We start from the raw sequence: 13,763 nt of genomic DNA, 5'->3' as shown, positions 1-13,763 counted from the left end.
TTATACCATAACTATTTGGTTCAGGAAATATAGCCAACACATTTATTGCCTCCTGCGGTGTTAACGAGCCTAGCAGGAAAACACCGATCGCTTCAGCTAACACAGGCCATGCCATCCAGGCTACCTGAAAATGCTGCAAAAACCGCCCTGCCCTGCCGCCGCTCTTCCCGCGCGGCACGGCTTGCGTGTAAGATGCGCAACGGCAACAGCCCCATACCAACATTCATCATCATGCAAGGCAAACCAAACTGGAAACAATACCGGCAGCAGCTGCAGGCAAAGCTGCAAGCCCTGCGGCCAAAACGGCAAGCTAAGTCGAACGCCACGCCATCCAAATGGCGGGGAAACTTGCGCGCTCAGTGGCAGAAACTGCGGGGGAAACTGCGCACCCTGCCGCAGCAAGTGCGTGAAAAACCGCAGCTGTTGGCTGTAGCCGCCGTAGTGGCCGGCTGCCTGCTGCTCGCTTTCGGGCTTCTGGCCGGCGTCAGCCGCAAACACCCTGCTCCTGCCGCTGAGACTGCTGCTTCACAGGCTTCGGCACCCGCCGCTGGCAACGCATCCGGCATCGAAACAGCCACGGTATCGGTGGAACTGGTTACCCCCGAAGTGTCGGACGGCAATGCCGGAGACGACCCGCTCACCGCCGCCGAAGCCAATCCCGAGCCGGAACATGCCCTACCGCCCACCACCGCCGACCACATGAACCCCGTGTGTGAGACCTATTTCCAACGCGCCCGCGCCTGTTTCCGCCAAGCCCCCGACGGCCAGGCCGATGCACTGTTGCAATCGCTAGAAACCACACGCGGCGACCTCTCGCAATTAGATACCGAGGGCTGTGAAGTGGTGAGTCAACAGTTTGAAGAAATGGTGCAACAAATGGGCTGCGAACAAAAAGCCGCAGACAGCAAGCCGGCTGAGGCCAAACCGCCACCAACCAAACCTGCCGAAGCCAAACCGCAAGCTGCTTCGGCAGCGCATAAGCGTTGAAGCAACATGATCAAAAGGCTACCTGAAATGCTTGATTGGCTTTTCAGGTAGCCTTTTATGCGGCTCACATAACTATAGTGAATTAAATTTAAATCAGGACAAGGCGACGAGCCGCAGACAGTACAGCCAGTACGGCAAGGCGAGGCAACGCTGTACTGGTTTAAATTTGGGGCTGTACTAGATTAGCCCTAAATTCCACACCACTCCCGCAAGATTTTAAGCTGCCGGGATGGTGTGCCGAAGTTAAATCGAAATTCGCATTCTTTCAAGAACAGCGGGAAAGATTTGCGATCGATTCCGTTGTACTTGCGTAAGACGCGTTTTGCCTGATTCCAAAAGTTCTCAATGCCGTTGATGTGGTTCTGGCGGTCTGCAAATTCCTTGGAATGGTTGATGCGGTAATGGATAAAACCGCTCACGTCCAACTTGTCGTAACTGCTCAGACTATCGGTATAAACAATACTGTCCGGCATGATTTTCTGTTTGATAACAGGCATCAAAGTATCGGACTTGGCATTATCCACCACAACGGTATAGACCCGTCCGTTGCGTTTCAGAATGCCAAAGACAACCACTTTTCCTGCCGCACCGCGACCACGTCTGCCTTTACGCCGTCCGCCGAAATAGCTTTCGTCCAATTCGACAGAGCCATCGAAAACCTCATCGGCAGCCAAGGCCAAATGATGGCTGATGACCATACGGATTTTGCGGTAGAACAGGGCTGCCGAATTGGGATGGATACCCAAAATATCGGCGGCAGAACGGGCGGTAACTTCGAGTACAAAAAAGCGGAGCAGTTCTTTCTGTACTTTCTTCCTTAATTTGCAGTGTGTTATCTTCATATTTCGAGGGTAACATATCTGCTAATCTAGTACAGCCCCTTAAATTTTAATTCACTATAAAGTGCTTCACTGCATACCGCGCTAGCCCACTTTGCCGTACTGGCTGTACTGTCTGCGGCTCGCTGCCTGGTATGAATCAATCATTGCCCCAGCTATAGCAGGCTACCTGAAAACCAAACCCCCTCAGCCAGCCAAACCATCCGCCCACGAAAAAGGCTGAACCCGCTTATTACGGTTTCAGCCTTTTGCTTTTCAGGTAGCCTCTTATTCGGCTTCATCCACCTGCTCGTTCACTTGCGCTTCGTGATGCGCCTGCCACTGCGCACGGCGGCTGCGATGGTAAGTGAGCCCGGTACCGGCCGGGATCAGGCGGCCGACAATCACGTTTTCCTTCAAGCCGCGCAGGTCGTCTTTTTTGCCCATGATGGCGGCTTCGGTGAGCACGCGGGTGGTTTCCTGGAAGGAAGCCGCGGAAATGAAGCTGTCGGTAGAGAGCGAAGCCTTGGTGATACCCAGCAGGATGTTGTCGAAGCGTGCCGGTTCTTTGCCTTCGGCAACGGCGCGTTCGTTGGCCTGCATTACGTCGCCACGCTCCACCTGCTCACCGGTGATGAAACCGGTTTCGCCGGCGTCTGCAATGTTCACGCGGCGCAGCATCTGGCGGATGATCACTTCAATGTGCTTATCGGAAATGCGCACACCTTGCAGGCGGTACACTTCTTGCACTTCTTGCACGATGTAGCGTGCCAGCGCTTCGATGCCTTGCAGGCGCAGGATGTCGTGCGGATCAACCGAGCCGTCTACGATAATCTCGCCACGATTCACTACTTGGCCGTCGTGCACCAGAATCTGTTTCTCTTTGGAAATCAGGGTTTCGTGTGCCGCACCCTCCAAGTCGGTAATCACCAAACGCTGTTTGCCTTTGGTTTCTTTACCGAAAGACACCGTGCCGGTTACTTCGGCCAACATGCCGGCATCTTTGGGCACGCGGGCTTCAAACAGCTCGGCCACGCGCGGCAGACCACCAGTAATATCGCGGGTTTTGGAGGAAGCCTGCGGGATACGCGCCAGCACGTCGCCCTTGCCCACTTCCTGATCTTCGCGCACGGTAATCACTGCACCCACGGGGAAGGCCATAGAAACGGGGGTTTCGGTACCGGGCACGGTAACTTCTTCGCCGTTTTCGTCCGACAGTTTCACGGTGGGGCGCAGCAGCTTGCTGGTGCTGGAGCGGCGTTTGCCGTCGATCACCACCAAAGTGGAGAGACCGGTGATTTCGTCGGTTTGACGGGTAACGGTTACGCCTTCTTCCACGTTTTCAAAGCGCACACGGCCGGCGTATTCGGTAATCATCGGGCGGGTATGCGGATCCCAAGTGGCCAGGGTTTGGCCAGCTTTCACCGCAGAGCCATCCTGCACCAACAAAGTGGCACCATAGGGCACTTTGTGACGTTCGCGCTCGCGACCCACTTCGTCGTGAATCACCAGTTCGCACGAACGGCCGATCACTACCAATTCGCCTTTGTTGTTGGCCACATAACGCATCTGGCTGCTGAAACGGGCGGTACCGTTGGATTTGGCTTCCACTTGGCTGGCGGCGGCGGCACGGGAGGCGGCACCACCGATGTGAAAGGTACGCATGGTCAGCTGTGTACCGGGCTCACCGATGGATTGGGCGGCAATCACGCCCACGGCTTCGCCGGTGTTCACCAGTTTGCCGCGTGCCAAATCGCGACCGTAGCACTTGGCGCACAAACCATAACGGGTTTTACAGGTAATCGGGGTGCGGACTTTCACCTCATCCACGCCGGAGCGGTCGATCAGATCCACCAACTGCTCGTTGAGCAGGGTGCCAGCTTCCACCAAGGTAGCGCCGCTGGACGGATCCACCACGTCTTGCGCGGTTACTCGGCCCAAAATGCGATCACGCAGGGCTTCAATCACATCACCACCCTGTACCACGGCTTTCATTACGAAACCGTCGTTGGTGCCGCAATCGTCTTCCACCACCACCAAATCTTGGGTTACGTCCACCAGGCGGCGGGTCAGGTAACCGGAGTTGGCGGTTTTCAACGCGGTATCGGCCAGACCTTTGCGCGCACCGTGGGTGGCGATAAAGTATTGCAATACGGTGAGGCCTTCGCGGAAGTTGGAGGTAATCGGGGTTTCGATAATCGAACCGTCCGGCTTGGCCATCAAACCGCGCATACCGGAAAGCTGTTTAATCTGAGCGGCAGAACCACGCGCACCGGAGTCGGCCATCATGTAGATCGAGTTGAACGACTCCTGATCCACTTCTTTGCCTTCGCGGTCGATGACTTTCTGTTTGGAAAGGTTGTCCATCATCGCCTTGGCAATTTTATCGCCGGCACGGCCCCAAATATCCACCACTTTGTTGTAGCGCTCGCCGTTGGTCACCAAACCTTGGCGGTATTGGTCTTCAATTTCCTTCACTTCGGCGTTGGCTTCGGCCAAGAGCTTGGCTTTCTCTTTCGGCACTTCCATATCGTCCACGCAGATGGAGATGCCGCCTTTGGCTGCGAAGCTGAAGCCGGTGTACATCAGGTGGTCGGCAAAAATTACCGTATCGCGCAAGCCGCACAGACGGAACGAAGCGTTAATCAGGCGGGAGATTTCTTTTTTCTTCAGTGCCTTGTTGATGTACTCAAACGGTAGGCCTTTGGGCAGGATTTCGGACAATAAGGCACGGCCAACCGTGGTTTCGTAGCGGTTGGTAACCGGCTCGAACTCGTCTTGGTCGTTTTTCACCCATTCCTGCAAACGAACGGTGATTTTGGTGCCCAATTCCACCTGCTTGGTGTAGTAAGCACGGTGCACTTCTTTCACGTCGGAGAACAGGCTGCCTTCGCCTTTGCCGTTGATTTTGTCGCGGGTCATGTAGTAGAGACCCAATACGATATCTTGAGACGGCACGATAATCGGCTCGCCGTTGGCGGGCGAGAGCACGTTGTTGGAGGCCAGCATCAGGGTACGGGCTTCCATTTGTGCTTCCAGGCTCAACGGCACGTGTACGGCCATTTGGTCACCGTCGAAGTCGGCGTTGAACGCGGCGCACACCAAGGGGTGCAGCTGAATGGCCTTGCCTTCAATCAGAATCGGCTCAAAAGCCTGAATACCTAGGCGGTGCAGGGTCGGGGCGCGGTTGAGCATAATCGGATGTTCGCGGATCACTTCATCCAAAATATCCCACACCACCGGCACTTCCTGCTCCACCAGCTTTTTCGCCGCTTTCACGGTAGCCGCTTCGCCGCGCACTTCCAGTTTGTGGAAGATGAACGGTTTAAATAATTCCAAGGCCATGCGTTTGGGCAGGCCGCACTGATGCAGCCGCAGGTAGGGGCCTACGGTAATCACGGAACGGCCGGAGTAGTCTACGCGTTTACCCAACAGGTTTTGACGGAAGCGGCCGCCTTTACCTTTAATCATGTCGGCCAGCGATTTGAGCGGGCGTTTGTTGGCGCCGGTCATGGCTTTACCGCGACGGCCGTTGTCCAACAGGCTGTCTACTGCTTCCTGCAACATGCGTTTTTCGTTGCGCACGATGATGTCGGGTGCGTGCAGCTCCAGCAGGCGTTTGAGACGGTTGTTGCGGTTGATCACGCGACGATAAAGGTCGTTCAAATCCGAAGTGGCAAAACGACCGCCGTCCAACGGCACCAACGGACGCAAATCGGGCGGTAGCACGGGCAGCACGTCCATAATCATCCATTCCAGCTTCATGCCGCTGCGCTGGAAGGCTTCCAGTACTTTCAGGCGTTTGGCCAGCTTTTTGATTTTGGTTTCGGAGCCGGTGCTTTCCAATTCCTGGCGCAGGATTTCGATTTCGGCCGGCACGTCCAGCGAACGCAACAGTTCGCGAATACCTTCGGCACCCATTTTGGCATCGAAGTCTTCGCCGTATTCATCCAGCTTGGCGTAGTAGTCTTCTTCAGTCAGCAGCTGGCGGCGTTGCAGCGAGGTCATGCCGGGGTCGGTTACCACAAAGGCTTCGAAATACAGCACACGCTCAATATCGCGCAGGGTCATGTCCAATACCATGCCGAGGCGGGAAGGCAATGATTTCAAGAACCAAATATGGGCAACAGGCGCAGCCAGCTCAATATGCCCCATGCGCTCGCGGCGCACTTTGGAAAGGGTAACTTCCACGCCGCATTTTTCGCAGGTTACGCCTTTAAATTTCAAACGCTTATATTTGCCGCACAAGCATTCGTAGTCTTTTACCGGGCCGAAGATTTTGGCGCAGAACAAGCCGTCGCGCTCCGGCTTGAAGGTACGGTAGTTGATGGTTTCCGGCTTCTTCACTTCGCCGTACGACCAAGAGCGGATGGTTTCGGGCGAAGCAATGCCGATTTTGATGGCATCGAATTCTTCTTCCATGCCGGCAGCTTGCAGGGGGTTAAACAGGTTCGACAGATTCATTTTTGCTCCCAATCAGGATTTTGTATTTTGCTCACTCTGTTTCAGACAGCCTTTGAGGCTACCTGAAAAATATGGGCGGGCGGCTTGGCCGGATTCTTGCCCGGCGGCAAACGGCGGCTCGACGGGAAATATCACGCCGGCACAGTGGCCGTTTCTATTTTCAGGTAGCCTCTGAGGCTACCTGAAAAGCCCCGTTTAATACCGCTCCATATCGATATCCAAGCCCAGCGAACGGATTTCTTTTACCAACACGTTAAACGATTCGGGCATGCCGGCTTCGATTTTGTGTTCGCCTTTAACGATGTTTTCATACATCTTCGTACGGCCGGTTACGTCGTCCGATTTCACGGTCAGCATTTCCTGCAGCGTGTAGGCGGCGCCATAGGCTTCCAGAGCCCACACCTCCATCTCACCGAAACGCTGGCCACCGAACTGGGCTTTACCGCCGAGCGGCTGCTGGGTAACGAGCGAGTACGGGCCGGTTGAACGAGCGTGCATTTTTTCGTCCACCAAGTGGTGCAGCTTCAGATAGTGCATCACGCCCACGGTTACCTTGCGGTCGAACGGTTCGCCGGAGCGGCCGTCGTACAGGGTGATTTGGGTCTTGGTGTCGTTGAAGCCCAGTTTCTGCACCTCGGGGTCGTCGCTTGGGTAGGCCAATTCGAGCATGTCGTAGATTTCCTGCTCTTTGGCACCGTCGAACACCGGCGAAGCGAAGGTAGCACCGCCCTTGAGGTTTTCGGCCAAAGTGAGGATTTCTTCGTCGCTGAGCGATTTCAGGTCTTCCTTCTTGCCGCTGCCGTTGTAGAGTTTTTCCAAGAAGGCGCGGATTTCTTTCATTTTACGCTGTTCGGCCAACATTTTTTCAATACGCTGACCAATGCCTTTAGCAGCCCAGCCCAAATGTACTTCCAAAATCTGACCGATGTTCATACGCGAAGGCACGCCCAACGGATTGAGCACGATGTCCACGGTGCGGCCATCGGCCATGTAGGGCATGTCTTCCACCGGCAGAATGCGCGATACCACGCCTTTGTTACCGTGGCGGCCGGCCATTTTGTCGCCAGCCTGCAAGCGGCGTTTGATGGCGATGAACACTTTGACCATTTTTTGCACACCGGGCGGCAGCTCGTCGCCCTGGGTCATTTTTTTCTTCTTGATTTCGTATTGCTCGTCGGCCTCTTCGCGTTTCTGCTGCAGGCTGAGCTTAATCAATTCAAGCTGTTTGGCCCGCTCTTCGTCTGACAGACGGATGTCGAACCAATCGTGCTTGGTCGGCAGAGAAGCCAGGTATTCGACAGTAATTTCTTTGCCTTTGCCCAGTTTCATCGGACCGCCATTGGCTTTTTGGCCAACAATCATGCGCTCGATACGGTCGAAGGCATCGTTGTCGAAAATACGCAGTTGGTCGTTCAAATCCAAGCGGTAGCGTTTCAGCTCGGCATCAATAATGGATTGTGCACGCTTATCGCGCTGGATGCCTTCGCGGGTGAATACCTGTACGTCGATTACCGTGCCGCTCATGCCGGTGGGCATACGCAGCGAGGTATCTTTCACATCGGAGGCTTTTTCACCGAAGATGGCACGCAGCAGTTTTTCTTCCGGCGTGAGCTGGGTTTCGCCTTTGGGCGTTACTTTGCCCACTAATACGTCGCCCGCTTCCACTTCGGCGCCAATATATACAATGCCGCTTTCGTCCAAACGGTTTTGCATACGTTCAGACAGGTTGGGAATATCGCGGGTGATTTCTTCCGCACCCAGTTTGGTGTCACGCGCCACCACATTGAGTTCTTCGATGTGGATAGAGGTGTAGCGGTCGGCGGCAGCCACTTTCTCGGAAATCAGAATCGAGTCTTCGTAGTTGTAGCCGTTCCAAGGCATGAAGGCGATGGTCATGTTCTGACCAAGCGCGAGTTCGCCCAAGTCGGTAGAGGCGCCGTCGGCAATCAAATCGCCGCGCTGCAACACATCGCCGGCTTTCACTGCCGGGCGTTGGTTGATATTGGTAGATTGGTTGGAGCGGGTGAATTTCACCAGGTTATAGATGTCCACACCCACTTCACCGGCTACAGTTTCTTCGTCGTGCACGCGTACCACGATACGGTTAGCATCCACGTATTCCACCACGCCGCCGCGACGAGCCACGATAGCGGTGGCAGAGTCCACAGCCACGGAGCGCTCAATACCGGTACCTACCAACGGTTTTTCGGCACGCAAACAGGGCACGGCCTGACGTTGCATGTTGGCACCCATCAAGGCGCGGTTGGCGTCATCGTGCTCCAAGAAGGGAATCAGCGAGGCGGCTACGGATACCACTTGGCCGGTAGCCACGTCCATATACTGCACGCGGTCGGCACTGGCCATGATGGTTTCGCCTTTTTCGCGGCAGGTAATCAAATCGCCCTTCAGGTAGCCTTTCTTATCCACTTCGGCGTTGGCCTGCGCAATCACATAACGGCCTTCTTCAATGGCAGACAGATAGTCGATTTCATCGGTGACCTTGCCGTCTACCACGCGGCGGTACGGAGTTTCCAAGAAACCGTAATCGTTGGTACGTGCATAAACCGATAATGAGTTAATCAGGCCGATGTTCGGGCCTTCAGGCGTTTCAATCGGGCACACACGGCCATAGTGGGTCGGGTGTACGTCGCGCACTTCAAAGCCGGCACGTTCACGAGTCAATCCACCCGGGCCAAGTGCCGACACACGGCGTTTATGGGTCACTTCCGACAACGGATTGGTTTGATCCATAAACTGTGACAATTGGCTGGAGCCGAAAAATTCTTTGATCGCCGCCGATACCGGTTTGGCATTGATCAAATCGGTCGGCATCAGGTTATCGGCTTCCGCCTGATTTAGGCGCTCTTTTACTGCACGTTCCACACGAGCCAAGCCAGAGCGGAACTGGTTTTCGGTCAGCTCACCCACAGAGCGCACACGGCGGTTACCTAGGTGGTCAATATCATCCACTTCGCCATGGCCGTTGCGCAATTCAACCAGCGTGGCAATGGAGGCAACAATGTCTTCGGTGCTGAGGATAAACCCGCCTTTTTCAGCCGCACCGGCCAGAGTTTCATTCAACAGGCGGCCATACCACGATTGCTGCTGGTCTTCAGACAGTTTTTGCTCGTAGGTGCGGGTATTGAATTTCATGCGACCAACGCGCGACAGATCATAGCTGGCCTCATTGAAGAACAAGCGATCAAACAGCATTTCTACCGCTTCTTCAGTAGGCGGCTCGCCGGGACGCATCATGCGGTAAATAGCGATACGTGCGGCCATTTGGTCGGCAGTTTCATCCACTTGCAATGTAGAGGAAATATAGCCGCCATATCCTAATTCGTTGATATATAGGGTTTGGATTTCATTCACGCCATGAATTTCCAGCTGTGCCAGCAATTCTTCGGTAATTTCACTATTGGCCGATGCAAGAATTTCACCGGTATCGGGCACGATAACGTCTTTAGCCAACATTTTGCCGATCAAAGCCTCAGCATCCACCCGCAGGCGCTTCAAGCCAGCTTTCTCAATATCTCGCAACCCTTTGGCAGTAACCCGTTTGCCCGCAGCAACCAGCACTTTACCGTCTGCATCGCAAATATCGGTTTTTACGGTTTCGCCCTTCAATCGCGACAAGACTAGCTCGGTCTCTACACCATCTTTGCTTAGATAGAATGTTTCCTTGTCGTAGAAGGTATCCAAGATCTGTTCAGCGCTGTATCCCAATGCTTTCAGCAAAATGGTTACTGGCATTTTGCGGCGGCGGTCGATACGGAAGTAGAGCAGGTCTTTTGGATCAAACTCTAAATCCAGCCATGAGCCGCGATAGGGAATAATACGTGCAGAAAACAGCAGTTTACCTGAAGAGTGGGTTTTACCCCGGTCATGTTCAAAGAATACACCCGGTGAACGGTGCAGCTGAGACACAATTACACGTTCGGTTCCATTAATAATAAATGAGCCATAAGGGGTCATCAGTGGGATTTCGCCCATATAAACTTCATTCTCGCGCACTTCTTTCACCACATTGGGCTTAGAAGATTCTTTATCTAAAATCACCAAGCGGATACGGGCGCGCAAAGGAGCCGCGTAAGTGATACCACGTAGTTGGCACTCGGCAATATCAAATAATGGCTCACCCAAGATGTAATGAGTAAACTCCAACCGCGCATATCCGTTATGGCTCACAATCGGGAAAATAGAATTGAATGCAGCCTGTAAGCCTTCATCCAAACGCTTATCAAAAGCAGTTTCTTGCTGAAGAAATTTTCGGTAAGACTCCAGCTGGGTCGCCAGCAAATATGGCACCTCCAGCACGCTATCGCGTTTAGCAAAGCTCTTTCGGATACGTTTTTTTTCAGTAACTGAATAACTCATTGTTGAACACTCCGGATAATGAGAGGAATTGATTCCCACTTGAGCAGCAGCATCACATCACTGCTCTAAAATTTACATATATTTGCCACAAAAGCCGGCTTAGATAGCAAATATATGTAAATTATTACTTAATCCTAATCTCCAAGCGAAACAAGGCTGGCAGATACCTGCCAGCCTGTTAGCGAGAAAATACTTATTTGATTTCCACTTTGGCGCCAGCTTCTTCCAGCTGTTTCTTGATTTCTTCAGCTTCAGCAGGAGTAACGCCTTCTTTAATGGTCTTCGGAGCGCCATCAACCATGTCTTTAGCTTCTTTCAAGCCCAAGCCAGTAATGGCACGAACCACTTTAATCACGCCTACTTTTTGATCGCCAGCGGCGGCCAAAATAACGTCTACCTCAGACTTGGCTTCAGCTTCACCACCAGCAGCACCAGGACCAGCAGCAATAGCAACGGCAGCAGCAGAAACGCCAAACTTGGTTTCAAATTCTTTTACCAAGTCGTTCAACTCCATTACAGTCAAACCACCGATTGCTTCCAAAATGTCTTCTTTAGTAATAGCCATGCTATCAAACTCCTAATTGAATGAATAAGTAAAATATAAAAATAGTTAAGCAGATGCTTCTTCAGCAGCTTTTTTCTCAGCCAGAGCAGCCAAGCCGCGAGCCATGCCAGACAACGGAGCCTGCATGAGGAACAGCAATTTGGACAACAATTCTTCACGACTCGGAATTGCAGCCAGCTGACCCACCTGAGCGGCATCCATTACTGCACCGTCATAAGAGCCTGCTTTAATGATCAGCTTCTCATCTTTTTTAGAGAATTGGTGCAACACTTTTGCAGCAGCTACAGCATCTTCAGACGCTGCATATACCAACGGGCCAACCATATGCTCAGCCAACCCAGCAAAAGGAGTGCCTTCCACCGCACGACGAGCCAACGTGTTTTTCAAAACACGCAAGTACACACCTTCCTTACGAGCATTGGCACGCAATTCGGTCATACTAGCAACGCTGATACCGCGGTATTCGGCAAGCACCATGGTCTGAGCGTTGCCGATACCAGCAACAATCTCTTCCACAACTGCTTTTTTAGTTTCAATACTAAGACTCAAGGTCTACCTCCTACTGTTTATCAAAGAATGCCTAACGGCACCCACCAGCTCGGCAACCTGAAAAGACATTTTGCAAGCAATTGCTTGCTCATAATCTCAGGACCACCGTCTACGTAGGGTAAAATATTAAATCTTACGATCCCTACGGTCTTGGACTCTACTTACAATCAAGCATAAGCAGTCCATATTTCAGGTAGCCTCAGCAGCTCGCAAAGGCTACCTGAAAACTTCTTCTAACTAGACACACTACCAACATCCACACGGACACCAGGACCCATAGTGCTAGATAATGCGATTTTCTTCAAATACTGACCCTTAGTAGCAGCTGGCTTCGCCTTCACCACTGCATCCAACAGGGTATTAAAGTTTTCGCGCAAATCAGCCGCCGCAAAAGAAGCGCGGCCAATGGTAGCATGCACCACGCCAGCCTTATCAGTGCGATACTGAACCTGACCAGCCTTGGCATTACGCACAGCTTCTGACACATTTGGCGTAACCGTACCCACCTTCGGATTTGGCATCAAACCGCGCGGCCCCAAGATAGTACCCAGCTGACCAACGATACGCATCGCATCAGGAGAGGCAATAACAACATCAAAATCTAAATTTCCTGCCTTTACTTCTGCAGCCAGATCCTCAAACCCAACCACATCAGCGCCTGCTTCTTTTGCAGCCTCAACATTGGCACCCTGAGTAAACACTGCCACACGAACAGTTTTACCGGTACCTTTTGGCAACACAACAGATCCACGGATTACCTGATCAGATTTACGCGAATCCACGCCCAAATTGATAGCAACATCAACAGACTCATCAAATTTGGCTGTAGCAGTTTTCTTCACCAATTCAATTGCTTCATCAATTGAATAGTGCACATTTGAATCAATAGAAGAGCGCAAACCCTGGAAACGTTTAGATAACTTAGCCATTACACACCCTCCACATCCAAGCCCATGGAACGGGCAGAACCAGCAATAGTACGAACTGCCGCATCCAAATCAGCCGCAGTCAAATCCGGCTCTTTGGTCTTGGCAATTTCTTCCAACTGGGCACGAGTAACCTTACCAACCTTGCTAGTCAACGGATTTGAACTGCCTTTTTGCAAACCAGCAGCTTTTTTCAGCAAAATACTGGCCGGAGGAGTCTTCATTACAAATGTAAAAGACTTATCTGCGAACGCAGTAATTACCACAGGAATCGGCAATCCAGGCTCCACATTTTGCGTAGCCGCATTAAATGCCTTACAAAATTCCATAATATTTAAACCACGCTGACCCAGTGCCGGACCAACTGGAGGAGAAGGATTAGCCTTCCCTGCAGGAATCTGCAACTTAATATAACCTACAATTTTCTTTGCCACATTTAGCTCCTAAATAACGGGTAATACGCAGAAATTCTGCTCCCCAAAAAATCAAGCCGTATATTATAAATAAAATCCTACTTGTTGCCAAGCAATCAGACTAAATCTTCTCTACCTGACTAAAATCCAACTCAACAGGCGTTTCTCGACCAAAAATTTGCACCAAAACTCGCAACTTATTGCGTTCATAATCAACAACATCAACCAACCCGTTAAAATCAGAAAATGGACCTTCGCTCACCCTGATCTGCTGCCCCACCATAAACTCAACTCGCGGCTTAGGCTTCTTCTCAGAGCCAGCAACAGCCAACACCTGAGATATTATCGCATCAACTTCTCGTTGAGAAATTGGCAAAGGACGGTTAGCAGTACCCCCAATAAACCCATTAACCCTAGGTGTACTCTTGACTAAGTGCCATGATTCATCAGTCATTTCCATTTCTATCAACACATAACCTGGAAAAAACTTACGCTCACTAACTGTCTTCCGACCATTCTTAATACCAACAACCTCTTCAACTGGCACCAGAATCTGACCAAAAAGCCCCTCCATTCCCTCTCTTGCGATCCGCTCCTTCAGAGTCTTCTGCACATTCTTCTCGAACCCAGAATAAGCTTGGATGACATACCAATTTTTAGCCAT

The 13,763-nt window shown here is 52.1% G+C and carries 10 protein-coding genes; 1 reads left to right on the top strand and 9 read right to left on the bottom strand.

The genetic code is table 11. From position 1 onward, the window contains the following. Window positions 1-108 precede the first annotated feature (108 nt). Complete coding sequence (locus tag CKV94_RS11160) at window positions 109-987, top strand: DUF5339 domain-containing protein (RefSeq protein WP_035580629.1); 879 nt, start codon at window positions 109-111, stop codon at window positions 985-987. 188 nt (window positions 988-1,175) lie between these two features. On the opposite strand, the gene CKV94_RS05760 is transcribed toward CKV94_RS11160, so the two are convergent. The 9 genes from CKV94_RS05760 to nusG all read right to left on the bottom strand — a co-directional run bounded on the left by CKV94_RS05760 (window position 1,176) and on the right by nusG (window position 13,763). Then, the gene (locus tag CKV94_RS05760) at window positions 1,176-1,829 is read right to left on the bottom strand and encodes an IS1595 family transposase (RefSeq protein WP_064086049.1); all 654 of its coding nucleotides are present in this window, start codon (window positions 1,827-1,829) and stop codon (window positions 1,176-1,178) included. A 264-nt stretch (window positions 1,830-2,093) separates the two neighbouring features. Further along, window positions 2,094-6,269, bottom strand: coding sequence for a DNA-directed RNA polymerase subunit beta' (gene rpoC, locus CKV94_RS05755; protein ID WP_003823696.1), 4,176 nt, complete (start codon window positions 6,267-6,269; stop codon window positions 2,094-2,096). A 12-nt stretch (window positions 6,270-6,281) separates the two neighbouring features. Beyond that, window positions 6,282-6,404, bottom strand: coding sequence for a hypothetical protein (locus tag CKV94_RS11530; RefSeq protein ID WP_256388662.1), 123 nt, complete (start codon window positions 6,402-6,404; stop codon window positions 6,282-6,284). Window positions 6,405-6,464: 60 nt separating this feature from the next. Then, on the bottom strand, window positions 6,465-10,646 hold the full coding sequence (rpoB, locus tag CKV94_RS05750; protein WP_003823694.1) for a DNA-directed RNA polymerase subunit beta: 4,182 nt from the start codon (window positions 10,644-10,646) through the stop codon (window positions 6,465-6,467). Between the two features lie 193 nt (window positions 10,647-10,839). Next, entirely contained in the window at window positions 10,840-11,211 is a 372-nt protein-coding gene (rplL, locus tag CKV94_RS05745; protein ID WP_003823693.1) for a 50S ribosomal protein L7/L12, read from the bottom strand. Window positions 11,212-11,256: 45 nt separating this feature from the next. Continuing rightward, the gene (rplJ, locus tag CKV94_RS05740; RefSeq protein WP_023887603.1) at window positions 11,257-11,760 is read right to left on the bottom strand and encodes a 50S ribosomal protein L10; all 504 of its coding nucleotides are present in this window, start codon (window positions 11,758-11,760) and stop codon (window positions 11,257-11,259) included. 233 nt (window positions 11,761-11,993) lie between these two features. After that, window positions 11,994-12,689, bottom strand: a complete 696-nt coding sequence (rplA, locus tag CKV94_RS05735; protein ID WP_003823691.1) for a 50S ribosomal protein L1 — start codon at window positions 12,687-12,689, stop codon at window positions 11,994-11,996. Continuing rightward, window positions 12,689-13,120: a 50S ribosomal protein L11 gene (rplK, locus tag CKV94_RS05730; protein ID WP_035573849.1), complete on the bottom strand. Its 432-nt coding sequence runs from the start codon at window positions 13,118-13,120 to the stop codon at window positions 12,689-12,691. The genes rplA and rplK overlap by 1 nt, the downstream gene beginning before the upstream one ends. Window positions 13,121-13,220: 100 nt before the next feature. Next, window positions 13,221-13,763: a transcription termination/antitermination protein NusG gene (gene nusG, locus CKV94_RS05725; RefSeq protein ID WP_003823689.1), complete on the bottom strand. Its 543-nt coding sequence runs from the start codon at window positions 13,761-13,763 to the stop codon at window positions 13,221-13,223.

Origin of the sequence: Eikenella corrodens, assembly GCF_900187105.1 — a bacterium.
GTDB classification, from domain to species: domain Bacteria; phylum Pseudomonadota; class Gammaproteobacteria; order Burkholderiales; family Neisseriaceae; genus Eikenella; species Eikenella corrodens.
This window is presented reverse-complemented; position numbering and strand designations above follow the sequence as displayed.